General features: G+C 73.1%; 17 protein-coding genes. 6 read left to right on the top strand and 11 right to left on the bottom strand.

The features are described 5' to 3' along the window. The first annotated feature begins 2 nt into the window (after positions 1-2). A complete protein-coding gene (locus AB0B55_RS07585; protein WP_357170977.1) occupies positions 3-1,157 on the top strand; it encodes a DUF58 domain-containing protein in 1,155 nt (384 codons plus the stop codon). Further along, the gene (locus tag AB0B55_RS07580) at positions 1,133-3,520 is read left to right on the top strand and encodes a transglutaminaseTgpA domain-containing protein (RefSeq protein WP_357170975.1); all 2,388 of its coding nucleotides are present in this window, start codon (positions 1,133-1,135) and stop codon (positions 3,518-3,520) included. The genes AB0B55_RS07585 and AB0B55_RS07580 overlap by 25 nt, the downstream gene beginning before the upstream one ends. Before the next feature lie 50 nt (positions 3,521-3,570). On the opposite strand, the gene AB0B55_RS07575 is transcribed toward AB0B55_RS07580, so the two are convergent. After that, positions 3,571-4,377, bottom strand: a complete 807-nt coding sequence (locus tag AB0B55_RS07575) for an SDR family oxidoreductase (RefSeq protein ID WP_357128308.1) — start codon at positions 4,375-4,377, stop codon at positions 3,571-3,573. After that, positions 4,374-5,357, bottom strand: coding sequence for an LLM class F420-dependent oxidoreductase (locus AB0B55_RS07570; RefSeq protein WP_357128607.1), 984 nt, complete (start codon positions 5,355-5,357; stop codon positions 4,374-4,376). Before AB0B55_RS07570 ends, AB0B55_RS07575 begins: the two co-directional genes overlap by 4 nt. A 153-nt stretch (positions 5,358-5,510) precedes the next feature. Between AB0B55_RS07570 and AB0B55_RS07565 the strand changes: the two genes are divergently transcribed. Both AB0B55_RS07565 and AB0B55_RS07560 read left to right on the top strand, forming a co-directional pair. Continuing rightward, positions 5,511-6,731, top strand: coding sequence for a low temperature requirement protein A (locus tag AB0B55_RS07565; protein ID WP_357128305.1), 1,221 nt, complete (start codon positions 5,511-5,513; stop codon positions 6,729-6,731). Between the two features lie 89 nt (positions 6,732-6,820). Then, positions 6,821-7,684 (top strand): DUF1028 domain-containing protein, encoded by an 864-nt coding sequence (locus AB0B55_RS07560; protein ID WP_357128302.1) that lies wholly within the window; start codon positions 6,821-6,823, stop codon positions 7,682-7,684. Between the two features lie 21 nt (positions 7,685-7,705). Here the strand turns inward: AB0B55_RS07560 and AB0B55_RS07555 are convergent, their stop codons facing one another. Further along, positions 7,706-8,593, bottom strand: coding sequence for a phosphatase PAP2 family protein (locus AB0B55_RS07555; protein WP_357128604.1), 888 nt, complete (start codon positions 8,591-8,593; stop codon positions 7,706-7,708). Positions 8,594-9,078: 485 nt separating this feature from the next. Then, the gene (locus AB0B55_RS07550) at positions 9,079-11,976 is read right to left on the bottom strand and encodes a glycoside hydrolase family 48 protein (RefSeq protein ID WP_357128601.1); all 2,898 of its coding nucleotides are present in this window, start codon (positions 11,974-11,976) and stop codon (positions 9,079-9,081) included. 851 nt (positions 11,977-12,827) lie between these two features. On the opposite strand from AB0B55_RS07550, the gene AB0B55_RS07545 reads away from it, so the two are divergent. Beyond that, positions 12,828-14,171, top strand: coding sequence for a GH1 family beta-glucosidase (locus AB0B55_RS07545; RefSeq protein ID WP_357128299.1), 1,344 nt, complete (start codon positions 12,828-12,830; stop codon positions 14,169-14,171). Positions 14,172-14,248: 77 nt separating this feature from the next. Here AB0B55_RS07545 and AB0B55_RS07540 read toward each other — a convergent pair whose 3' ends face one another. The 3 genes from AB0B55_RS07540 to AB0B55_RS07530 form a co-directional block, all read right to left on the bottom strand. Next, entirely contained in the window at positions 14,249-14,662 is a 414-nt protein-coding gene (locus AB0B55_RS07540; protein WP_197281421.1) for a roadblock/LC7 domain-containing protein, read from the bottom strand. Between the two features lie 5 nt (positions 14,663-14,667). Beyond that, the gene (locus AB0B55_RS07535; protein ID WP_357170973.1) at positions 14,668-17,214 is read right to left on the bottom strand and encodes a nitrate- and nitrite sensing domain-containing protein; all 2,547 of its coding nucleotides are present in this window, start codon (positions 17,212-17,214) and stop codon (positions 14,668-14,670) included. Between the two features lie 99 nt (positions 17,215-17,313). After that, positions 17,314-18,726 (bottom strand): FGGY family carbohydrate kinase, encoded by a 1,413-nt coding sequence (locus AB0B55_RS07530; protein WP_357170971.1) that lies wholly within the window; start codon positions 18,724-18,726, stop codon positions 17,314-17,316. A 263-nt stretch (positions 18,727-18,989) separates the two neighbouring features. On the opposite strand from AB0B55_RS07530, the gene AB0B55_RS07525 reads away from it, so the two are divergent. After that, positions 18,990-20,903 (top strand): anthranilate synthase family protein, encoded by a 1,914-nt coding sequence (locus AB0B55_RS07525; protein ID WP_357128290.1) that lies wholly within the window; start codon positions 18,990-18,992, stop codon positions 20,901-20,903. Positions 20,904-21,000: 97 nt separating this feature from the next. Here AB0B55_RS07525 and wrbA read toward each other — a convergent pair whose 3' ends face one another. From wrbA to AB0B55_RS07505, 4 genes are all read right to left on the bottom strand, one after another. Then, a complete protein-coding gene (gene wrbA, locus AB0B55_RS07520) occupies positions 21,001-21,618 on the bottom strand; it encodes an NAD(P)H:quinone oxidoreductase (protein WP_355047649.1) in 618 nt (205 codons plus the stop codon). Between the two features lie 303 nt (positions 21,619-21,921). Next, positions 21,922-22,290 carry a DUF3037 domain-containing protein gene (locus AB0B55_RS07515; protein ID WP_357128287.1) on the bottom strand — a complete coding sequence of 123 codons (369 nt, stop codon included), beginning with the start codon at positions 22,288-22,290 and terminating at the stop codon, positions 21,922-21,924. Continuing rightward, positions 22,287-23,045: a HipA family kinase gene (locus tag AB0B55_RS07510; protein ID WP_357128284.1), complete on the bottom strand. Its 759-nt coding sequence runs from the start codon at positions 23,043-23,045 to the stop codon at positions 22,287-22,289. Before AB0B55_RS07510 ends, AB0B55_RS07515 begins: the two co-directional genes overlap by 4 nt. Before the next feature lie 26 nt (positions 23,046-23,071). Beyond that, positions 23,072-23,635 (bottom strand): TetR/AcrR family transcriptional regulator, encoded by a 564-nt coding sequence (locus AB0B55_RS07505; RefSeq protein WP_357128598.1) that lies wholly within the window; start codon positions 23,633-23,635, stop codon positions 23,072-23,074. Positions 23,636-23,757 lie beyond the last annotated feature (122 nt).

Raw genomic sequence — 23,757 nt, 5'->3', positions numbered from 1 at the left:
CCATGGGGATCACCGCCCGAGGGGTCGGGCTGCTCGTCGCCGCCGTCGTGTTGCTGGGGACCGGTTTCCGGTTCGCGTACCCCGAGTTGACGTTGCTGGGCGCGGCGGCCGGCGCGGCCGTCGGCTACGCGGCGCTGACGGCGGCCTGGCGGCCCCGGCTGGTGGTCGCGCGCCGCGCCGACCCGGATCGGGTGGCGCGCGGCGAACCGGCGAGCATGACGTTGACGGTCCGCAACGCCGGCCGGCTGCGCTCGGCGAACCTGCTGGCCGAGGATCGGTGCGGGAGCCGCGCGGTGCCGGTGCCGCTGCTGCGCCTGCGTCCCGGTCGGGACACCGAGGTCCGCTACGACGTGCCGACCGACCGTCGTGGGGTGGTGGCGGTCGGTCCGCTGCGGGTGACCCGGCGGGACCCGTTGGGTCTGGTGGCGCTTGCCCGACCGTACGGGGAGACGGCACCGGTCTGGGTGCACCCTCGGATCCACCCGCTGTCGGCGGTGCCGACCGGTGCGGGGCGCAGCCTCGACGGTCGGGTGGACGGGGTGCCGCACGGGTCGATCACGTTCGACTCGCTGCGGGAGTACGTGGTCGGCGACGAGCTGCGGCGGGTGCACTGGCGCACGAGCGCCCGCGTCGGTGAGCTGATGGTGCGGGAGAACGTGGACACCAGCCTGCCCAGTCTGGTCGTCCTCCTGGACAATCGGGCGGCCGCGCATCCGCACCGCACGGGAGGGGTGGCGGAGTCGTTCGAGTCCGCGTGCGAGGCGGCGGCGTCGGTCGTCACCGCCGCGCACCGCGCGGACCTGCCGGTGCTGTTGCTGCTGGTCGGCCCGGAGCCGATCGAGGGCGGGCCGGCCGGGGTGGGGCCGCTGGACCGGCTCGCCGCCGCCGAACTGTCCGACTCCGACGACGCCCTGCGCGCCGTCACCACCCGGCTGCGTCAGGACCGGCTCGGCGACACGCTGATCTTCCTGACCGGCCCCGGTGGGCGGGACGGACTGGGGCACGTCGGTGCGCTGCGCGGCGCGTACCCGTCGGTGGTGGTCGGGGTGTTCGGCGCGGCGGAGCCGACGCCGGCGGGCACGGGCGGCCTGGTGGTGGTCGACGCGGTGGACGGCGCGCAGTTCGCCGCCGAGTGGGACGGGGTACGCCGGTGGTGACGGGCATCGCGCCGCAGCGCGAGGCGCAGGGGGCGACTGCTGGCGGCCCGAGCGCGGCGGGGCGGGTGGTGCGCGCGCTGCGGGCGGCCGTCGTGCCACTGGCGCTCATCGCACTCATCGCGCTCGCCGGGGTGGTGCTCGGCCGGGTGTACGCGGGCGACCTGCTGACCCGGCTGGTGATCGGCGCGGCGGTGGGTTCGGTGCTGGCCAGCGTGGCTGCCCGGCGGCTGCCGTCGTGGCTGGTGGCGCCGGTGTCGATGGTGGCGTTGGCCGGGTGGACACTGTGGTCGCTGCGCCTGGCCGCCGCCCGCGCCGACCTGCCGGGCAGCCTGCTCGAGGTGAGCGCGGACGCGGCGCGCAACGGCATTCCCCGCCTGCTCACCGCGATGATCCCGGTGGAGCCCACTCCGGACACGGTGCTGGTGCCGGTGGTGGCGGCCTGGCTCGCCGGTCTGGCCGGGGCGGAGGTGGCGTTGCGCACCGGCCGGGTGTTGCTCGGCTACCTGCCGGCGGCGGGGCTCTACGCGGCGGCCCTCTACGTGGTCGGCCCGAACGCCGAACCGGCGATCGGCGCGACGGTGGCGTTCGTCGCGGTCGCGGCGGTCGGGCTGGCCGTGCCGACCGGCGCGTCACCCGCCGGCGGCGACCCGGCGGCCGGTCTCGCCCCCGGGGTACGGGCGGCCGTGCGACTTCGGCTGGCGGCGTCGGCGGCGCTCGGCGTCGTCCTGGTGATCGGGCTGGTGGCGCTGCTCGGCCCGGTGGTCGCCGGTCAGGTCGACGGGCGGCCGGTCGACCCGCGCCGCTATGTGGAGCCGCCGCAGGTCGAGACGCTCGACGAGAACCCGCTGATCCGGATCTCGGGGTGGGCGCTGCACCCGGAACAGAAGCTCCTCGACGTGAGTACGTCGGGCACCACCGCTCCGGCCGGCGACGCGGACGAGCCGAGGGCGGCCGGGGTGCGGATCCGGCTGGCGGTGCTCAGTGACTACGACGGGATCACCTGGCGGGTCGGCGCGACGTACCGCAACGCGGGGCGGATCCTGCCGGCCGGCGAGCCGGCCCGGGACAGCACGGTGCAGACCGTCCGGCAGCAGATCACCGTGGCCGAGCTGACGGGGCGGCTACTCCCGGCCGTGGCGACGCCGCGTGAGGTCAGCGGCGCGCGGGTGGCGTACGACCCGGCGACGGGGACGCTGATCCGGCCGGAGGGGTTGACGCCGGGGCTGCGGTACGAGGTGACGTCGGTCCGGGAGCGCCCGGACAACAACCTGCTGGCGACCGCGAACGTGCCCGCCGGCGAGGAGGTGGCCCGGGTGCTGCGGGTCGCGGACGGTGTGCCGGATCCGCTGCGCCGGCTGGCGACCCAGCTCGCCGAGGAGAACGGCGCCCCGTACGCGCGGGCGGCGGCGATCGAGCAGTTCCTGGCCGAGCACTACCGGGTGGTGGCGGACGCGCCGAGCGGGCACGCGTACCCGAACCTGGCCTTCTTCCTCTTCGGCCCGCGCAACGGTGGCGGGCAGCGGGGCACGTCGGAGCAGTTCGCGGCGGCGTTCGCGGTGCTCGGCCGGCTCTCCGGGCTGCCGACGCGGGTGGTGGTCGGTTTCTCCTCGGGTGGTCAGGGGCCGGTGCGGGCGGGTGACGCGTACGCCTGGCCGGAGGTGCTGTTCGACGGGCTGGGTTGGGTGGCGTTCGACCCGTTGCCCCGCCCGGAGAACGAGCCGCGGCCGGTGGAGGAGGACTTCCGCCCCACGCCCGAGGATCCGCCGCCGTCGGAGGTGCCCGCGCCCACCGCGGAGCCGAGCGCGTCGCCGGAGCCGGTGGCCGCTGGTGACGGGCCGCCGGCGCGCGGTGGGGTGTCCAGGCCGGTGCTGGTCGCTGGCGGCAGCGGGTCGCTGCTGCTGCTGGTGGGGGCGCTGCTGCTCACCCTGCTGGCGATGCGCCGCTCGCTGAGTCGGGGCCGGTTGGTGCGGGGTGACCCCGGCCAACGGATCGCGGGCGCCTGGCGGGAGGTGACCGACGCGCTGCGGCTGGCCGGTCGGCCGGTCGGCGACGACCTGGCGGCCACCGAGGTGGCCGGACGCGCCCGGCAGGCCCTCGTCGACGCCCGTCGCACGGCTGGTTCGCCACCGGAGGTGACGACCGACCCGGCGGTGGACGAGCTGGCGACGCTGCTCAACCAGGTGGGCTTCGCCCCGGGCACCGCGACGGCCGACCAGGCGGTCCGCGCCGCCGAGGTGGCCACCGCCTACGTGACGACGTTGCGGGAGGCCCGTCCGTGGTGGCGTCGCCTGCTCTGGTCCATCCACCCCGATCCCCTCCGCCGCGCCCGCCGGCTCCGCCGCGCCCGCCGGCTCCGGCGCTGATCAAGAGGTTCGCGTCATCGGTGGACGTCTTTCTGACGCGAACCTCTTGGTCAACTCGGAGACTGTCGGGCGGTCAGACGGCGGATGAGTTTGCGCATGCCGGCCTGCCAGCCGTCGGGGTCCTCGGCGCGACGGCGGGCGTAGTCGGCGACCTCCGGGTGCGGCAGGATCAGGAACCGCTCCTCGGCGAGCCCGGCGATCGCCGCGTCGGCGACCTGGTCCGGGGTGAGCACCGCGCCGGAGGCGGTGATCACCCGGGCGCCGAGGTGCCCCTCGGCGATCCCGTCGGCGAGCATCGGGGTGTCCACCCCCTGCGGGCAGAGGGCGCTGACCCGGATGCCCCGGTCCCGGTAGGTGATGGCCAGCCACTCGGCGAAGCCCACCGAGGCGTGTTTCGTGGCGGTGTACGCGGCGTCGCCCACCGCGGTCAGCACCCCCGCCGCAGAGCAGGTGTGCAGCAGGTGACCGCCACCGCGAGCGAGCATGCCGGGCAGCACGGCACGGGCCGAGTAGACGTGGGCGAGCACGTTGACCCGCCACGCCCGGTCCCAGCCCGCGTCGTCGACCTCCACTCCCCCGCCGGTGGTGACCCCGGCGTTGGCGCAGAACAGGTCGATGCGGCCGAACCGCCGTTCGGTGTCGTCGACGAGCGCCCGTACCTGGGTCTCGTCGGTGACGTCGACGGCGACGGCGTGCGCCACCGGGCCAATGCCCTCGGCAACGGCGCGCGCGGCCTCGGCGTCCAGATCGGCGACGACCACGGCGGCGGCGCCCTCGGTGGCGAAGCGGCGCGCGAGGGCCGTTCCGATGCCACCGGCGCCTCCGGTGACGACCACGACCCGGTCGGTCAGGTTCACGCGGACGCTCCCGCCGGCTCGGCGCCGAGTTGGGCGATGAGGGTCGTCAGCGCGGCGGCACCCCCGGCGGTCACCTCCGGGGTGGGCAGCAGCGCGAGGATCGGCACGTCCACGCCGGCTTCGGCGTAGCGCCGCGCCTGGGCCCGACACCGCTCGGGTGAGCCGTGCAGCACCAGGGAGTCGACCACCTCGTCGGGCACGGCCGCGCTGGCCGCGCGGCGGTCGCCAGCCGCCCACGCCGCCCACATCGGCCCGAGCGTTTCGTCGCGGCCGAGCCAGCGGTGGAACTCGGCGTACGCCGGGACCGTCAGGTAGCTGGTGATGAGCCGGCGGCCGAGGGTACGGGCGTACGCGGCGTCCTCGGTGGGGCAGACGAAGATCCGCGCGGCGACCTCGAAGCCGGCCCGGCGCTCGCCCAGCTCGGCCAGGGTTCGCGGCACGTCGTCGGCGCTGAGCCAGTTGAGGATGACCCCGTCGGCCTCGGCGCCGGCCAGCCGGAGCATCCCCGGGCGCAGCGCGGCGAGCAGGATCGGCGGCGGCGCCGTGGGCGGGCGTTCGAGGGTGAACCGGCGCACGGTGAAGGTGTCGTAGACCTCGTCCACCGTCTCACCGCGCAGGGCGGCCCGCAGGAAACGCAGCACGTCCCGGGTACGCCGGAACGGCTCGTCGAACCGCGCCGCGTTCCAGTCCCGCACCAGCACCGGGGAGGACGCGCCGATGCCGAGCGCGAACCGGCCCGGTGCCGCCTCGGCCAGCGCCGCCGCGCTCATCGCGAGCAGCCCGGGTCCACGGGTGAAGACCGGGGTGATCGCGGTGCCCAGCCGTAGCTGCGGCTGCCACGCCGCGGCGAGGGCCAGCGGGGTGAACGCGTCGGTCCCGGCGACCTCGGACGACCACACGTCGGTGAACCCGGATCGCTCGAGGGTCGCGTAGACCCCCTGGTGCTCGGCCAGCGGAATTCCGCCCAACGGCACCGTCATGCCCCATCGATTCGTCACCGATCGATCCTGCCTGGTGACGGCGCCCCTGAGCAAGATCCCCTTAGTGGGCCTAATCGCCGGTTCGCCGCGCCCCAGCCCGCGAAGGTGTTACCACTGCGAGGTGGACCGGAGCACCGGCGCAGGCCGCTGACCATGGGTTCCAGGGCGGCAGGACACCTGGAGCCGGTCCCGGCGGCGGCCGCGCCCGGCCGGGCGACGTTCCTGGAACTCTTCTTCGACCTGGTGTACGTCTTCGCGCTCACCCGGATCTCCGCGCGGGCGTTCGAGGATCTGAGCCGGGAGCCGGCCCGCGACCACGCCGCGGCGGCGATCACCGGCAGCGGCAAGACGCTGCTGTTGCTGCTGGCGCTCTGGTCGGTCTGGCAGGGCACCGCGTGGACGACCAGCCGCTACGACCCGTACCGCGCGCCGTTGCAGATCGTCGTGTTGACCGCGCTCGTGAGCAGCATGGTGATGGGGGTGGCGGTTCCTCGGGCGTTCTCCGAGACGTCGCTCATGTTCGCCACGGCGTACGTGGTTGCGCAGGTGACCCGGCCGGTGATCCTGTCGATCGCGTTGGGGCCGCACCCGTACCGCCGGCTGAAGGTGCGCATGGCGGTCGTGTTCGCCGTCACGGGGGTGCTCTGGATCAGCGGGGCGCTGCTGGACACCAACACGCAGGTGGTGCTCTGGTCGGTGGCCCTGGCGGCCGAGTACCTGGCCGCACGGTGCGGCTGGCCGGTGCCGGGGCTGGGCCGCTCCACGGTCTCGAAGTGGGAGATCGCCGGGGAGCACCTGGCGGAGCGGTACCAGCAGTTCTTCCTCGTGGCGCTCGGCGAGACGATCCTGGTGGCCGGTTTCGCGTACAGCAAGGGTCCGTACGGGTCGGGGCACCTGTGGGCGTTCGCGTTCGCGGTGGCCACGTCGATCATGCTGTGGCGGATCTATGTGCAACGCGCCGGGCAGATCCTGGGCGAGGCGGTGCAGATGGCCCGTCACCCCGCCAACATCGGCCGCTCGGCGGCCGACACTCACCTGATCATGGTGATCGGTCTGGCCGCGACGGCGATCGGTTACGAACTGGTGATCGAGCATCCACTCGGCCACGCCCCGGCGCCGTGGGTGGTCATGGTGCTCGGCGGACCCGCGCTGTTCCTGGCCGGCCGGGCCCGCTTCGAGTACGAGGTTTTCGGGCGGGTGTCGCCGTCCCGGTGGATCGCCATCGGAGCGCTCGCGGCGGCGGTCGTACCGCTGCTGTTCCTGCCGGGGGTGGTCGCCACCGCCACCGGGACGATCGTGCTCGGCGGCGTCGCGGTCGCGGACGCCCGTCGGGCGCGCGGCGCGCCGCCGGAGGCCGCCGCGACGCCGTTCTGAAGCACCGGTGTACGCGACCAGGTCGGTTGGGTCGAGTCTCACAGCCCTTGGCCGGCCGAGGAACCGGACACACGCCCTAGTCTCGGCGGGTGACCTTCTCCCTCGTCGCCCGCTCCGCCGACGGCCGCCGCCACGGCGTCGTCGTGGCCAGCAAGTTCCTCGCCGCCGGAGCGTTGGTGCCGGCGGCCGCGGCAGAGGTCGGCGCGCTGGCCACCCAGGCGCACGTCAACCTGGCCTATCGTCCGCAGGGGCTCGCGTTGTTGCGCACCGGGGTGCCCGCCGCCGACGTGGTGGCCGGCCTGGTCGCCGCCGACCCCGAGCGGCAGCACCGGCAGCTCGCCGTGGTGGGCGTCAGCGGGCCGGGCGCGAGCTGGACCGGGCCGGCCTGCCATCCCTGGGCGGGCGGACGCGTCGGCGACGGCTGGGCCGCGCAGGGCAACATCCTGGCCGGCCCCGAGGTGGTCGACGCGATGGGCGAGACGTGGCAGGGCGCCTCGGCGCTGCCGTTCGCCGAGCGGCTGGTCGCCGCGCTGCGGGCCGGTGACGAGGCCGGCGGGGACCGGCGCGGCCGGCAGAGCGCCGGCCTGCTGGTGGTCGAGCGCGGCGGCGGGTACGGCGGCACCAGCGACGTGGTCGTCGACCTGCGGGTGGACGACCATCCGGACCCGGTCGCCGAGCTCGGTCGGCTGCTGACCGTGCACACGATGCTGTTCAGCCGGCCCGACCCGGCGACGCTGCTCGACCTGAGTGGCGCGCTCGCCGACGAGGTGGCGGCGCTGCTCACCGCGCTGGGTCACCCGGTGGGCGACGCCGGGCCGGAGGCGGCGCTGGTCTCCTGGGCGGGGCTGGAGAATCTGGAGGAGCGCCTGGTGCCGGGGCGGATCGATCCGGTGGTGCTCACCCACCTGCGTGGCGTCGCCCCGCACGTGCCCGCGCCCCGCCAGGGCGCCTGATCACACTGGACGCTCGCCGGGTCAACCTTTTACGCGGGGTACCAGCCGGTGCACGACGGTCAGCGCCAGCGCCATGACCACCGCCATCGTCCCGGCGATGCCGGCGGCGCTGCCCGCGTACCCGGCGAACAGCGGTCGGCGGGCCAACTCCTCCGGGCCGGTCCCGCGCAGATCCACCAGCCAGGTGAGCGCCAGCCCGGAGGCGATCAGGGCGAGCACTCCGGCGACACCGAGCACGGCGGCGGCGACGCGGTGCGCGTCGCCGGGCTCGATCTGGGCCTGCTCCCGTTGGGTGATCAGCAGGAGCAGCCCGGCCAGCGCCGCCCAGACACCCACCACCAGATAGGCGGCGACCGCGTCACTGGGCCGGTGCCAACCGGCGGAGAGGGTGGCCACCCCGGCGACGGCGGCGTAGAGCGCGCCGACGAAGGCTCCGACGGCCCGCACCTTGCGGGGCAGGACGAGCATCAGCGCGACCGCCACCGACGCGGCCACCGCGGTGTGCCCGCTGGGGAGGCTGTTGCCCACCGCGGCCCGCTCCGGGTCGACGCCGAAGTCGGGCCGGCTCAGCCCGTACTTGAGTAGTTGGGTGGAGACGTTGGCCCCGGCGATGAGCAGGGTCGCGGTGACGGCCAGGGCGATCCGCCCCCGGATGAGCGCGATGAAGCCGATCATCGCGGTGGCGGCGAGCAGCGACACCACCGACATCGCGTTCAGGATCCGGTCCACCGGCCCGTCGATGCGGTCGTGACCGATCTCGTTGCCGGTGAGGGCCACCGTGTCGACCCACTGACCGATCTCGGTGTGCACGGCAACCCGCCACACGGCGAGGAAGGCGGCCGCCTGGACGAGGGCCAGTACGACCAACCAGACCGCGGTCCAACCCCGTGCCGTCGCGCGCATCCGCACACCGTAGCGGCCGGACCGGACCGGGCAGTCGGTGGCCCACCGGCTGTTGGCGGTCAGGTTGTGGCGGGGGTCAGGAGGTGGCGGTGAGCGACACACCGGAACGCGAGTCCGGCCAGGTCGAGCCCGGCCCGGCGCTCGCCGTCGGCGTCGGCGTGGCCGGCGTACGACCGCGGCGGGGTGACCGGCCGCGCTCGGGCATAAAAGTGGAGAGGCCGCCACGGGGGGAGCGGCCTCTCCGGTGACGTACGTTACTCCGTCAACGTCCTTGGTGTGATCCCGTGACAGCCGGAATTTCTGGGCTTTTTCGCGGCAGTCTTCAGTCCGGGCGGTGGGGTGGGCCGGTCGACCCGCTGCGTTGACCAGATGACCGGCCCACCCCGGCCTGACCGTGGGTGTCAGGCCGTCCGCCGGCCGGGTCCCGTCGTTCCCCCGGACCCGGCCGAACCCCGGGGTGGGCGGGGCACTCCACCCACCCCGGGTCGCTCTCAGCCGTTCGGGAAAAGGCTCCCGTAGTCGGCGTACGCCATGGCCACATCGGCCTGCGCCCAGAAGCGGTGGTAGTTGAACGTGGGCTCCGGGCCACCGTTCAGGTACGCCTGCACCTTCGGCCAGTCCGGGTCGTTCTTGTAGAACGACCGGATGTCCAGGAAGCTCTTCCCGGCGGAGATGGCGTCGCCGTTGGGCATCTTCCCGGTCCAACCCGGCGGGACGTAGAGGCCCTGACCGCTGGAGGCGTCGTAGACGTCGTCGAAGCGCTTGTAGTCGCCACGCGTCTCGGTGGTGGAGACACCCTTCGAGTCACTGGCGGCGTCCAGCGCGTCGAGCAGACCCTTGGCGGTGGTCTTCGCCGCCGCGTTGCCCGACTTGGCCGCGTACGCGATCAGGATCCGGGCGTAGGAGGCGGCGACGCCGACGTCCTGGCCCTTGCTGATCACCTCGACGTGCAGGTTGGTGTTGGGCTGCGGGCTGCTCGGGTTCCAGGTGGTCGGCTGGCCGGTCCACTTCATGTCCGACGGGATCGACCAGTTGGTGCCGAGCGTGGTGTTGGCGATCGCCCACGGCACCCACTTGTCCAGCAGCGCCTTGGCCTTCGTGTTGCCGGTCTGCAGGTACAGCTCGGCGATCCGCTGCATCGACCACGCCTGCATGCCGAACCACTGGTTCGACGGCGGGTCGTTGTAGACCGGGTCGACGTCGTAGAACATGCCGTAGAAGGTGCTGGTGCCCGCCGGCGGCTGGGCGTAGCTACCGTCCCAGCTGTTGGTCGCGCCGCCGGCGATGCCGCCCTCGGAGGACTGCAGCCAGGTGTAGAACTCCAGCTGCCGGTCGAAGCTCTTGGTCCAGTCGGAGACCGCGGTCGACGACTGCGGCTTCAGCTCCGGCGTGTTCGTCAGCGCCCAGGCCGCGAACGGGTTCTGGTAGCCGAAGTGGTTGTGGCTGGAGCCGATCCGCCAGGACCAGTTCTGGCTGGTGTCGTACGCGCCACCCCAGGCGTAGTACCAGGACAGCAGGTAGTGCGCCGAGTCCCGGCCGCTGCCGGCGGGGCAGGTGCTGGCCCCGACGCAGTTGCCGATCTTCTTGAAGTACTTGTCGAACATCGCGTACCGCAGGTAGTCGCCCATCTTGGCGGCCTTGGCCACGGTGGCGGCGACGTCGGCCTGCTTGCCCTGCGCCTTGGCCCAGGTCAGCGCCCAGTAGGCGGCCTGCACCGCACGGGCGTCGGCGTCCGGCGCGTTGGTGTACTTCCACTGCTTGGCGGGAGCGCCGGTGTCCTTGACGAACAGGTCGAGGTAGCCGTACTGACCGCCGTGCTTGAAGGTGTCACAGGACGGCTGCGGGATGGTCTCCCACACCGACTCCTGGGTGCCCCGCTGGAAGGTGTTGATGTACGCCGGCTTGGTGGTGCCGTCGCCGCAGCGGCCGAAGCCGTATGTGTTGTCGACGTCCATCAGCCAGTGCATGCCGTAGATGTCGCCGGTGCCGTAGGTGGACTGCAGCTCCGAGCGCAGCGGGTCCTGCCCGACCGAGATGTTCGGGTTCAGGGCCGACGGGTACTGGCTGGGCAGGTTGTACTCCGCGGCGTACTGCGGGGTGCCGGCGGAGCCCGCGGTGGGCTGGTCGGCGTGCGACGGGATGATGTACTTCTCCATCACCGTCCAGGCGTTGTTGAACGGCGCCCAGTTCTGGGTGACGCGGCCGTACTGGGCCTCCAGCCAGATCCAGAAGCTGAACGCCTCCGAGGTGGTCTCGTGGCCGTAGTCGGGCGCCTCGACGATCAGCGTCTCGACCGAGTGGTACGGCACGCCCTCGGGGCTGAAGTAGCCCGAGTTCTTGATCTTGCCGTACTGGTCGAGGAACTTCTTGATGTAGGCGTTGTCGCCGCCCGGGGTGTCGTTGTCGATCTCGGTGGCGGCGACCGCCAGCGAGGCGAGACCGGTGGCGGCGGCGGTGATGGTGGCGCTACCGCCGACGGTGTCGGTGTCCTCGGCCGCGGCGACCGTGACGGTGACCCCGGTGTTCCAGTTGGTGGGGGTCAGCGTGACGGTGCTCGGCGAGACCGTGATGTCGCTGTCGCCCGAGGGGGTGAGGGTGACCGGCACACTGGTCGTCGGCGCGGCGCTGAGCTTGAGGTTGAAGGTGGACGTGCCACCCTCGTTGACGCTCACCGCGGACGGCGTGGCGACCAGCGTCGGGCCGTTGGCGGCGCCGACGGTGAACGACTTCTCGGCGACCCCGATGCCGTTGGCGTTGTCGTACGCCTTGGCCTGCACGGTGTAGCTGCCGGCCGGCAGGTCCTCCTGCGTGTAGGAGTACGGCGCGGTGGTGTCGGTGTTGATGAGCAGGCCGTTGCGGTAGAACTCGACCTTGCTGATCGTCCCGTCCGGGTCACTGGCGGTCGCGGTCAGCGGCACGTCGGCAGGCGCGGTGAACGGCCCGGAGGGCAGGTTCAGCGAGACGGTCGGCGGCTGGTTGGCCGGGGTGCCGTTGCAGGGGGTGCCGTTCAGGGTGAACGAGGTGGGCTTCGGGTTGCTCCCCGTGTGGGAGCCGTTGAAGCCGATGGTGGTGGAGGCCCCGGTGCCGAGGTTGCCGTTGTACGACTCGTTGGTCGCGGTGACCTCGCTGCCGGACTGGCTGTACCGGGCCGACCAGCCCTGGGTGACCCGCTGTCCGCTGTTCGGGAAGGTCCACTTGAGCGTCCAGTTGCTGATCGGGTCGCCCAGGTTCTTGATGGTCACGTTGGCCGTGAAGCCGGTGTTCCAGTCGTTGGTCGCGTAGACCACGTCGCAGGCCGGTGCGGCCTGTGCGGCGCCAGCGGGCAGCATCACCCCGCCGACGGCGAGCGCGGCGGCGGCGAGGATCGCCACTCGACGGCGTCGTGCCAGATGTCTCATGTGCGCGGTGTCTCCTCGGACCAGGCCGGGTGGTTCCCGGCGAGGCGCCTGCCCGCAGGTGGTGGTGGTACGCGGGGGATTCGAGGCGCCCGGGAAGGTGGTAGCCCCGGGCCCGGCCGGGGTGCGGCGATGCGGCCCGCGCGGGAGGGGGTCCCGCCGGCTCGCTCGGGTGCCGTGACCGGAGGTGGTGCTCCGGCTGCCCTCGGCGGTCCCGCGCCCACGCGATCTGGCTCCTGTCGCGTTGAATCGACAGTGTGCCATGGAAGCGCTCCCACAACAAGCGCGGAGCGAGCTGGTTCACCCACTTGTTTCGATCTCGTTTTGGGTCTTTCACAAAGGCGTGACGGGCGTTACAGTCGCAACATCGGTCGATGGGAGCGCTTCCATCGACAAAGGTTCCAACTGGAAGATCGCCGGGACCGTCCTCGTGGCGGGCCCGGGGAACCATCCGAAGGCCGACGGCGGGCCAGCCCGGACGCCGCCGTCAGCCATCATCCCGCCACAGGGAGGGAGGTGGAACCAGAGCCACTCGCGTGGCCCGGCTCCCGCGCGACACGCACGGCAGGACCCAATTCCGCCCGTGTGTGTGCAGTTACGGTGGGGACGGGGGTTGCCCTCCCCCGTCCCCACACTAAACCCCCGTACACGATGGGAAAAGAGGCCGACGGGACAGGCGCGAAGCGCCGCCCGGTCGGCCTCGTTCGCTGTCCGGGGCCCTCAACCGCCTCAACCCGCCATCGTCGGCCGCCGTGACGGCCGGCTCACCGGGTCGAGCGCTTCTGGCCTATCCTGGGAGCGCTCCCGAATCTGGGCGGTGGGCCCCGTATCCACGAGGAGAATCCATGTCGATACCTACCGGGCCCGCCGGCCCGCTGCGCTTCCCCCGCCACTTCGGTTGGGGCGCGGCCACCTCTGCCTACCAGATCGAGGGCGCCGCCAAGGAGGACGGCCGCGGCGAGTCGGTCTGGGACACCTTCAGCCGCATCCCCGGTCGTACCCGCAACGGCGACACCGGCGACGTGGCCGCCGACCACTACCACCGGTACGTCGAAGACCTCGACCTGATGCGTGACCTGGGTCTGCGCAGCTACCGCTTCTCCATCTCCTGGCCCCGCATCCAGCCCGACGGCAGCGGAGCGCCCAACCAGCGTGGGCTCGACTTCTACCGTCGCCTCCTCGACGGTCTGCACGAACGCGGCATCGCCCCGATGGCGACCCTGTTCCACTGGGACCTGCCGCAGGCGTTGCAGGACGCCGGTGGCTGGGAGTCCCGCGACACCGCCCTGCGCTTCGCCGACTACGCCAACGCCGTCTTCAGCGCCCTCGGCGACCGGGTGCCGGTCTGGCTCACCATCAACGAGCCCAAGACCGTCGTACAGAACGGCTACCTCACCGGCCACCACGCGCCCGGTCGACAGGACCCGGAGGCCGCCTACCTCGTCGCCCACCACCTGCAGCTCGCGCACGGCCTCGCGGTGCGCGCGCTACGGGCCTCGGACAGCACCGCCCGGATCGGCCCCGCGCTCAACCTGCACCCCTGCTACCCCACCGACGACTCCGCCGAGGCCGCCGCCGCCGCGCACCTCTACGACGGCTACGAGAACCGCCTCTACCTCGACTCGGTGCTCAAGGGCAGCTACCCGCAGGACGTCCTGGCCGACCTCGGCCCGCAGAGCCGGATGGTCCGGGGCATCCGCGACGGCGACCTGGCGGTGATCTCGTCACCGGTCGACCTGCTGGCCGTGCAGTACTACACGCCCATCTACGTCGCCGCCGACGGCAGCACCGAACACCGCTGGCCCACCTCCGAGGCCGGCTGGCAGCAGATCTACCCCGACGGGATGTACGACATCCTGACCCGGGTCACCCGCGACTACGGCCCGATCCCGCTCACCGTGACCGAGAACGGTCTGCCCACCCCCGACACCCTGGCCGCGGACGACACCGTCGACGACAGTGGCCGGATCACCTTCCTGCGCGACCACCTGGCCGCCGCGCACCGCGCCATCGCTGACGGGGTGCCGCTGGAGAGCTTCCATGTCTGGTCGATGCTCGACAACTTCGAATGGGACGAGGGATACGAGCAGCGTTGGGGCCTGGTCTACGTGGACTACGTGACCCAACGGCGCGTGCTCAAGCGCAGCGCCCACTGGTACCGCTCCGTCATCACCGAGGGTGGCTTCTGAACGGCTCGCCCGGACGGCCGGGCCCGGACGGCTCGGCTCGGGTGAGCCGGTGACCGTCCGGGTCACGGCCGGAAGACTCAGCGGGGCAGCGCCTGCTGCAACTCCGCTCGCAGCGCCGGGGTGAGCATCTCCCCCGCCTGCTTCGCCAACCGGGCCATCTCGTAGCCCACCACGCCGATGTCGGCGTCCCCGGCCGCGAGCGTGGCCAGGATGGACCCGTCGCGCACCTGCATCACCAGGAAATAGCCCCGGCCCATCTCGACCACCGTCTGCTTGACGATGTCGCCGTCGAACATCTGCGCCGCGCCCGCCGTGATGCTCATCAGCCCGGACGTCACCGCGGCGAGCTTGTCCGCGTGGTCGCGGGGCAGGTGGTCGGAGATCGCCACCAGCAGCCCGTCGGAGGAGACCACCACCGCGTGCGCCACGCCCGGCACCCGCTCCGCGAACGCGCTCACCAGCCAGCTCAGGTCACGTGCCTCCTGGCTCAACGTCGTCACTGTCGTCGTCCTCCTTCGTCGTGCCCCCACGAGGGTGGCACCGGTATCTCGGTGGTGTCCTCGGCCTCGGCACGCCGTACCCCGCTGTAGAGCCGGGAAAGCATGCCGCCGACCGCGTCCGGGTCGAGGTCGGCGCGCCGCGGCGACGACTCCGGCTGGGCGGGGCGGGTGACCGCGGAGAGCTGCGCCATGGGTACGCGTACCGGAAGGCCCCGCTCGTTCGTACCGGCCGTCACCGGAGTCGCGGGCGGCACGGGCTGGACCGGGGCCGCCGACGCGGTCGGCCCCTGCCGGGACCACCAGCCACCGCCGTCGCCGGCGGAAGCGGCAGCCGGAGCCAACACGTCCTCGGCGCGTACCGGCACGGGTCGGGTCTGGCGGGGCACGGCCGCGGCCGGCGGACGACCGGCCACCGGAAGGTCCAGCGGCGCGGTCGCTGTCCCGTGGACGGAGCCGGACGGGGGCACACCCGCCCCACGCTGCGCCGCGGCGCCCCGGGCCGCGTTCGACGCCAGCATCCGGGCGGACGCCGGCGGATCCAACTCGACCGCGCCGCCGGGCGCCAGCAGGGTCGCCGGCAGCACGAGCCGCGCGACGAGGCCACTGTGGCGCCCGTCGAGCTGCACACGCACACCGAGCCGGCTGGCCAGGTGACTGACCACGAACAGGCCCATCCGCTCGACCGCCGCGACGTCCGCGGCCGGCGGGCTGGCCAGCACCGCGTTCGCCTCGGCGAGCGCGGACGGGCTCATGCCCAGACCGTCGTCGACGATCTCGATGAGCGCGGTCGACGCCTCGACCCGCGCGGTCACCACGACGAAGGTGTCCGGACGGGAGAAGGCCGTGGCGTTCTCGAGCAGCTCGGCCAGCAGGTGCACCAGCTCGCCGACCGCGTGCCCGACCACGTTGACGGCACCCATCGACTCAAGCCGTACCCGCTGGTACTGCTCGATCTCGGCGGCGGCCGCCAGCAACACGGTGCCCAGGCCCACCGGACGGTTCCACCGGCGGGTGGAGTCCGTGCCGGCCAGCACCAGCAGGCTCTCGTCGTTACGGCGCATGCGGGCGGCCAGGTGGTCGAGCTTGAAGAGGTTCTCCAACTGGTCCGGGTCGCTCTCCTCACGCTCCAGGTCGTCGAGCAGCTCCAGTTGCCGCTCCACCAGCACCTGGCTGCGGCGCGCGAGGTTGACGAACATCGCGTTGACGTTGCGGCGCATCAGCGCCTGCTCGACGGCGACCGTCACGGCGCTGCGGTGCACCGCGACGAACGCCTCGGCCAGCTCGCCGATCTCGTCGAGCGAACGGACGACCGCCGGGGACACGTCGATGGTCGGCACACCACCGGTGACGGTGCGCAGCCGGTCCAGCGCGTCGGGCAGCTCCACCTGCGCGATCCGCAGCGCCTGGCTGCGCAGCAGGCGCATCGACCGGGCGACCGAGCGACCGACCAGCAGAGAGATCAGCAGGGCGACCAGCAGCACCGCCACGACGCCGCCGACCACCAGCAGGGTGGTCCGGAGCTGGCCGCTGCTCGCGTCGTCGGCCTGGCGCACCGCGTCGTCGAGCACACTCGCCTCGACCTGCCGCAGCAGCTCCTGGCGTTGCTGGCTCGCCGACCACCACTGCTCCGAGGGCAGCACCTCCGGCGCCGCGTCGCCGACCGGAAGACTGCGCTCCTCCAGGCGGGTGGCGACCTGGAACCCCGGGTTCACCGAGGTCTCGTCGTACCGGCGGATCTGGTCGCTGGTGGCGGACACCCGGAACGCGCCGAGCGCGGTGAGCTGTTGGGCACGCAGGTCGGAGAGGATCACCCGGTCCTCGGTGCCGTACCGGCCGGCCCGGCCGGCGCCGTAGAGCTGCGCCCGGACCCGGGAGGACAGCTCCTTGACCCGGGCGATCTGGACGTAGCGCAGCACCGCGTCGCTCAGCCCCGGTCGGTCCTGGCCCGGTGTCGGCTCGGCGAGCAGGTCCAGCAGCGCGTCGACCGCCCGGTGGTAGTTGCTCAGGATGGTGTCGTTGCTGAGCACCGCCGGCGGGATGGCCGGTCGGATGTCGACGACCTGGTCGTACGCCTCGAGCACCTCGGAGTAGGCGACCCGCCAGGAGGCGTCGGCGTCGGCCAACGGCTCGGCCGCCCGCCGGAGGTCCTCGACGGCGCGGTCGGTGGCCGACTGCAACGGCCGCAGGGCGGTGGCCGCCGCCTCGCGGTCGCCACCGCGGCGCAACTCGCCCAGCTCACCCGCCGAACGGTCCCGCTCCTGCTGGAGCTGGTCGACCACGGCGGTGATCTGCCGACCGATGCCGACCTGCCGGGAGAAGTCGTTCAACGTGGCCGTCCGACCGACCAGCGCGCTCGTCTGCACGCCCGCCAGCACCAGGAACGCCATCGACGGCACCAGCAGCACGGTGGCCAGCTTGGTGCTCATCCGCCAGTCCCGCAGCCGGAACGGCGAGCGGCGTCGATGCGGGACGACCCGGACGTCGAAGCGACGCCGACGGTGGTTCGACACCGCACCGATCGACGGGTCGGGACCTGCCGCCACCCTGCCTCCTCCGTCCTGCCGCGTCCACCGCGACCCGGGGAGCGGAGTCCATCCAACCAGGCTCGGTGGCGCTGTCAACGGCCCGGGCAGGGCGAAAGTTCAGGAAGGATACTGCGGGTGGGAACGTCCTGTCGTGGTCGGTGAGACCAGTTCGTCCGTCCGGCCGATGTCGGCGAGCGCCGCCGCCGCATCAAAGTGACCCAGGGCCACCAAAGCGGCTCCGGTGGCACCGATCTCCGGGTTGCGTTGGTGCGACACCGGTCGCGGCGCGAGCGCGGCGGCGAACGCCTGCCGCCACCACACCGACGCGGCCACCGCGCCGCCGCCCAGCACCACCCCGACCGGCTTGTCGACTGTGGACTCCAGCACCGCGAGGTCCTCGGCGACCAGCTCACACAGCCCCTGCATGAGCCCGGCCAGGATGTCCACCGCCGTGGTGCTGAAACTCAGACCGCGCAGCTCGCCGGTGCCCGCCGGGGCCAACCCGGGCGCCCGGTCGCCGCCGAACCGGGGATCGGCCGGCCGGCCACCACCGACCGGCACCAGCGCCAGCGCCGCGTCCAGTTCGTCCCCGTGGGGCAGCCGCAGCTCCCGGTCCGCCCAGGCGAACAGGTTGCCACCGCTGGAGTACGCCGCCCCGGTCACCACGTGGTCGTGGTCGACCCGGTAGCGCCAGAGCCGCTCGGGCAGCCGCGGCAGCGGCTCGCCGGCCGGGATGCGCTGCATCAGGCGTACCGCCGCGGAGGTGCCCACCGTGACGGCGGCCCGGCTCGGGTCGGCGCAGCCCGAGCCGACGTTGGACGCGCCACCGTCGCCCACCGGCGGCGCCCACCGGGCCTCGGCCAACTGCGGCCAGCGGCGGGCCCGGTCGGGGCGGAGCCGGCCGTGCCAGTCCAACTCGCCCAGCGGCGGCAGGTCGCGGGGCCGTACGCCGGCCAGCGTCAGCGCCTCCTCGTCCCAGCGCAGGGTGACGAGATCGAGCAGGCCCGTGCCGGAGGCCTGCGAGATCGACATGGGCGCCGTCTGGAGCAACTCGCCCAGCACGTACTCCGGAAGGCCGACGAACCGGGTGATCGGCGTGCCCGACTGGTCCCGCAGCCAGGGCAGGCGCACCGGCCAGTAGGAGCGGTGCCACCAGCAGCCGGTGCGTTGGTGGAAACCGTCCGGGTCGGCCGGGCCGGACGTGTCGCCGACCGGCGCGGGCCGGGTGTCCAACCAGGTGACGACCGGGCCCAGCGGGGTGCCGTCACGGTCGAGCGGAAGCACCGAGTGCCACTGCGCGGACGTCGCCACCATGCCCACGTCGTGCAGGTGCCCCGCCTCGGCCAACTCGTCCAGACACTCGACGAGGCTGGCGAGGTAGTCGGGGCCGGAGAGGGTGCCCGTGCCGTCGTCCCCGATGGCGATTTTGACCTTGCGCCGGGCCAGGGCGCCGGGCAGCGGCCGGGTTTCCCCGTCCAGCACCAGCCCGCGTACGGAGGAGGTGCCCAGGTCGAGCGCGAGAATGTTCATCGCCGGTCAAGTTACCCGGTGCCGGCCGCGCCGGGACGAGGGTCCGGCCCGGCACACCCGTACGCCGGAAGGGGTCCCGAGTGAGGCCTCGACCGCGTAAGGTGATGCGCATGCTCGCGCACCCAACCTCCTGGTGGCCCGCCGACCCGGCGGCCACCCCCCGCGCGTAGCTTCATCCACGCGGCCGCCACCGAGGCGGCCGCCGGATCTCCGGCCCGGATGGCCGCCCCCGATGGCGGCGCCCAGCGCCCACGGAGACCACGATGACCAGCCAGAACCCCCTGACCGACCTGCTCGCCGCCATCTCCCGGGGCGACGACCCCGGCCCCTTCGCGCTGCTGCGCCGCGAGGGCGCCGACGACCTGGAACTGTTCACCGGCCCGGTCGGCACCGTCGACCGGCTGGCGGACATCCCGCTGACCCCGGGCGAGCCCGGGGCGCGGACGTTGGCCCTGGTGCCGTACCGGCAGATCGCCGAGCGCGGCTTCGCCTGCGTCGACGACGACGCCCCGCTGGAGTGTCTCCAGGTCCGCGAACACGATCGGATTCCGCTGGCCGAGGCGCTTGCCGCGCTGCCCGACGAGCCGGTCCGCACCCGGGACGCCGCCTTCGACGTCAGCGACGAGGAGTACGCGCGGATCGTGCAGCAGGTGCTCACCGACGAGATCGGTCGCGGCGAGGGCGCCAACTTCGTCATCCACCGCACCCTGCACGCCACCGTGCTGGGTGCGCCGCTGGTGGCCGCGCTGGCCGCGCTGCGCCGGCTGTTGGTCGCCGAACGCGGCGCCTACTGGACGTTCGTGGTGCACACCGGCGCCCGCACCATGGTCGGGGCCAGCCCGGAACGGCACGTCAGCGTCGACGACGGGCTCGTCATGATGAACCCGATCAGCGGCACCTTCCGGCCCACCGGCGGCATCCCGGACCGGGCGGCCCTGCTGCGGTTCCTCGCCGATCCGAAGGAGATCGAGGAGCTGTACATGGTGCTCGACGAGGAGCTGAAGATGATGGCGACCGTCGCCGAGCACGGCGGCCAGGTCATCGGCCCTTATCTCAAGGAGATGTCGCACCTGGCCCACACCGAGTACCTGCTCGCCGGCCGGGGCACCCGCGACGTGCGGGAGGTGCTGCGGGAGACGATGTTCGCGCCCACCGTGACGGGCAGTCCGATGGAGAACGCCTGCCGGGTGATCGCCCGGCACGAGCGCCGGGGTCGGGGCTACTACGCGGGCGTGCTGGCGCTGCTCGGCCACGACGACGCCGGCCGGCAGACGCTGGACGCGCCGATCCTGATCCGTACCGCCGAGATCTCCCCGTCCGGTCGGCTGCGGGTGCCGGTCGGCGCCACCCTGGTCCGGCACTCGACGGCGGCCGGTGAGGTGGCCGAGACCCACGCCAAGGCGGCCGGGGTGCTGGCCGCGCTGGGTCTCGGCCCGGCGGCGTCCACCGGCGAGCGCGGGCCGGTCGTGCGGCTGGCCGACGACCCGGAGGTACGCGACGCGCTGGCCGCGCGTAACACGCCGCTGGCCCGGTTCTGGTTGGACCAGCGCTCGCCCGACGCGTCCGGGCTGCCCGGCCTGGCCGGGCTGCGGGCCCTGATCGTGGACGCGGAGGACACCTTCACCGGCATGTTGGCGCACCAACTGGGCGCGTTGGGTCTCGCGGTCACGTTGCGCCCGTGGCACGCCGGCGGCCCGGTCGACGGGTACGACCTGGTGGTGGCCGGGCCCGGCCCGGGTGACCCGGGCAGCCCGGACGATCCGAAGATGGCGGCGTTGCGGGACCTGCTCGGCGAGTTGCTGGCGTCCGGTCGACCCACCCTCGCGGTCTGCCTGGGGCACCAGGTGCTGGCCGGGCTGCTGGGGCTGCCCCTGCACCGCAGGGACGCGCCCTACCAGGGGCTGCAACGGGAGGTGACGCTGTTCGGCCGGTCCCGCCGGGTCGGCTTCTACTCCTCGTTCACCGCCCGCGCCCAGGTGGACCGGCTGGACACCGCGTACGGGACCGTGGAGCTGGCCCGGGACGTCCGCGACGGGTCCGTGCACGCCCTGCGTGGGCAGGGCTTCGCCGGGGTGCAGTTCCACCCGGAGTCGGTGCTCAGCCCGGACGGACTGACCGTGCTGACCGAGGTGTTGACCGACCTGCTGCCGGCGTCACGCCCGGTCGGCCAGGGTTAGCTCCCGGCCACGGCATGGTCACCGTCGTCCCGGGGTAGGGCTGAGGCGACCGGTGGCGCGGGCGGGTCGAGAGCCCCCGTCCGCGCCACCGGTCGCCTCAGCCGCCCAGGCCCTGCTTGAGCGCCGTGCCGATCAGCACCGCACGGCGGGCGGTGAGGGCGCAGGCGCCCAGCGCCACCGCGTCCGGGGCGATCTCCCCGTTGTTGCTGGTGTGCGAGGCGCCGTACGGGTTGCCGGCGATGAACTGGCTGGAGTCGGTGTAGCCGGGAGGGACCACCACACCACCCCAGTGGTAGAAGACGTTGAAGAGCGACGTCAACGTCGTCTCCTGACCACCGTGCGACGTCGCCGTGGAGGTGAAGGCCGCGTACACCTTGTTGGCCAGCGCGCCCTGCGCCCACAGCGGGCCGGTGGTGTCGATGAACTGCTTCAACTGCGCGGCGATCATGCCGTACCGGGTGGGCGAGCCGAAGATCGTCACGTCGGCCCAGGCCAGGTCGTCGATCATCGCCTCGGGAACGTCCTGGGTCTCCAGATGGTGCGCCTGCCAACCGGAGTTCGAGCGGATCGCCTCGTCCGGCGCGAGCTCCCGTACCTTGCGCAGGCGCACCTCCGCGCCGGCTTCCCCGGCGGCCTCACACGCGGCCTGCGCCATCTGGTAGGTGATGCCGGTGGCGCTGTAGTAGATCACCGCCACCTTCGTCTGGGCAGCCATCAGAGTTGTCCCCTTCTCGTCTCGGGTCAGCTCCCGCGACTACCCCGGCGGCGCGGAGACAAACGACGGATCGCGGTGTTCCGGTCGTCCGGGTTCAAGTTTTCCGCAAGTTCCCGGACGTTCCGATCCGGCCGTCCGCGCGGGCGGCGATCCTGATGCCAACCGGTGCCGGCGTGCAATCCTGCCGCCCCCCTGGCACCGGCGCCTGAACGGGGGATCGCGCTCCGCCGGCAACGGCGCTGGCGCAGCGCGATCAGGGGTCCGCCGTCATCGAAGGCCCCGCCCGCTCAGCCCACCGGCCGGTCAGCGGACCAGCATCGTCATCAGCCGGTCCAGCTCGGCCGCCGGGTCGGCGGTGAGGCCGGTGTGTACCGGACCGGCCTGGATCATCGTGCTGCGCGGCGCGACCAACCAGTGGAAGCGCTCACCGAGCCGCATACGGGTGGCCGGCCCGTCGCCGGAGCAGGTCCGGTCCAGCGACTCCAGCACCGCGGCGACGGCCGGCAGATCGACGTCGGGCGCCAGGGCGCGCGCCCGGTCGGCGTCCAGGTGCGTCCGCGCGGCCAGGAAGTCCCGCTGCTGGCAGTAGAGCAGCACACCCACGTTGATCTGTTCGCCGCGCTCGACGCGGGGCACCAGCCGGATGACGGCGTACTCGAAGGGATGCCTCACGCCGCGCTCCCCGCCGGCAGCCAGTCCGCCGGGTCGGCGACCCGCCGCGACAGGTGCGACACGTACGCCTCGCGCGCCTCGTCGGCCGAGTCGAAGTCGGCGGCGGTCAGCCACTGGGCCGGCACCAGCGCCAACACCTCCCGGAGGAGGTCGGGGGTGACCCGGGCGGCCAGCTCGTCGTTGGCCTCGGCGACCCGGTGGGCGTACGGCGCGAGCACGTGATCCTCGGCCCGGTAGGCGCGGTGCACGGCGGCGTCGGCGCGGGGCCAGTTGTGGTGGAAGTACAGCGCGGCGCCGTGGTCGATGAGCCACAGCTCCCGGTGCCAGATGAGCAGGTTGGGGTTGCGCCAGCTCCGGTCGACGTTCTCCACGTACGCGTCGAACCACAGCACCCGGGAGGCCAGCAGCGGGTCGACGGGGTGCGCCACCGGGTCGAAGCCGAGCGCGCCCGGCAGGAAGTCCATCCCCAAGTTGGCGCCGCCGCTGTTGCGCAGCAGCTCCTGTACCTCCTGGTCGGGCTCGGCCCGGCCGATCACCGGGTCGATGTCGAGGACCACCAGCGGCGGCACCCGCAGGTCCAGCCGGCGGGCCAGCTCGCCGCAGATCACCTCGGCGACGAGCGCCTTGGGCCCCTGCCCGGCGCCGGTGAACTTCGCGACGTACGTGCCGAGGTCGTCGGCCTCCACGACGCCCGGCAGTGAGCCACCCTCCCGCAGTGGGGTGACGTAGCGGATCGCGGTGACCTGGCGGAGCACGCCGCCCACCCTACTGTGATCTCCGGTCAGCGGGGTCGCTGGAGGCCGCGCAGCAGCAGGTCGACGAGGCGGCGGGGGTCGTAGTCCGGGTCGTTGTCGCGACTGACGCAGAGGTTGCCGATGCCGCGCATCAATTCGTACGGGCGCGTGCCGGGGGTGATCTCGCCCGCGTCGACGGAGGCGTCGAGCAGTTGCCCGCAGACCGGCACGAGGCGGTCGAGGAACCAGGCGTGCAGCGTGTCGAAGCCGCCGGCGTCCGACTGCAGCGCGCTCGCCAGGCCGTGCTTCGTGACCAGGAAGTCGGTGAAGAGGTCGACCCACTGGCGGAGGGCCGCCAGCGGGGAGGCGGCGTTCGCCAGCAGGGTCGGGCCCGCTTCGGCGCAGGCCTCGACCTGGTGGCGGTAGACGGCGACGACGAGGTCCGCCCGGGTCGGGAAGTGCCGGTAGATCGTCCCGATGCCGACCCCCGCGCGGGCCGCGATCTCCCGGATCGGCGCTTCGACGCCGGAGGTGACGAAGACCGCGGCGGCTGCCGTCAGGAGCGTCTGCTGGTTGCGCACCGCGTCGGCGCGGCGGCCTCGGGCCGGCATCTCCGGGGACTGGCTCGTCGCCGACACGGTTCTCCTCCACACGCCGTTTGGAAAACGGATCAGCGTTCCGTATATTAGTGGAACGGTGATCCGCTTCAACTGTAGCGGAGGCGGGGACACCC

This window comes from Micromonospora sp. NPDC049107 (assembly GCF_040648595.1).
Taxonomy (GTDB): Bacteria; Actinomycetota; Actinomycetes; order Mycobacteriales; family Micromonosporaceae; genus Micromonospora.
This window is presented reverse-complemented; position numbering and strand designations above follow the sequence as displayed.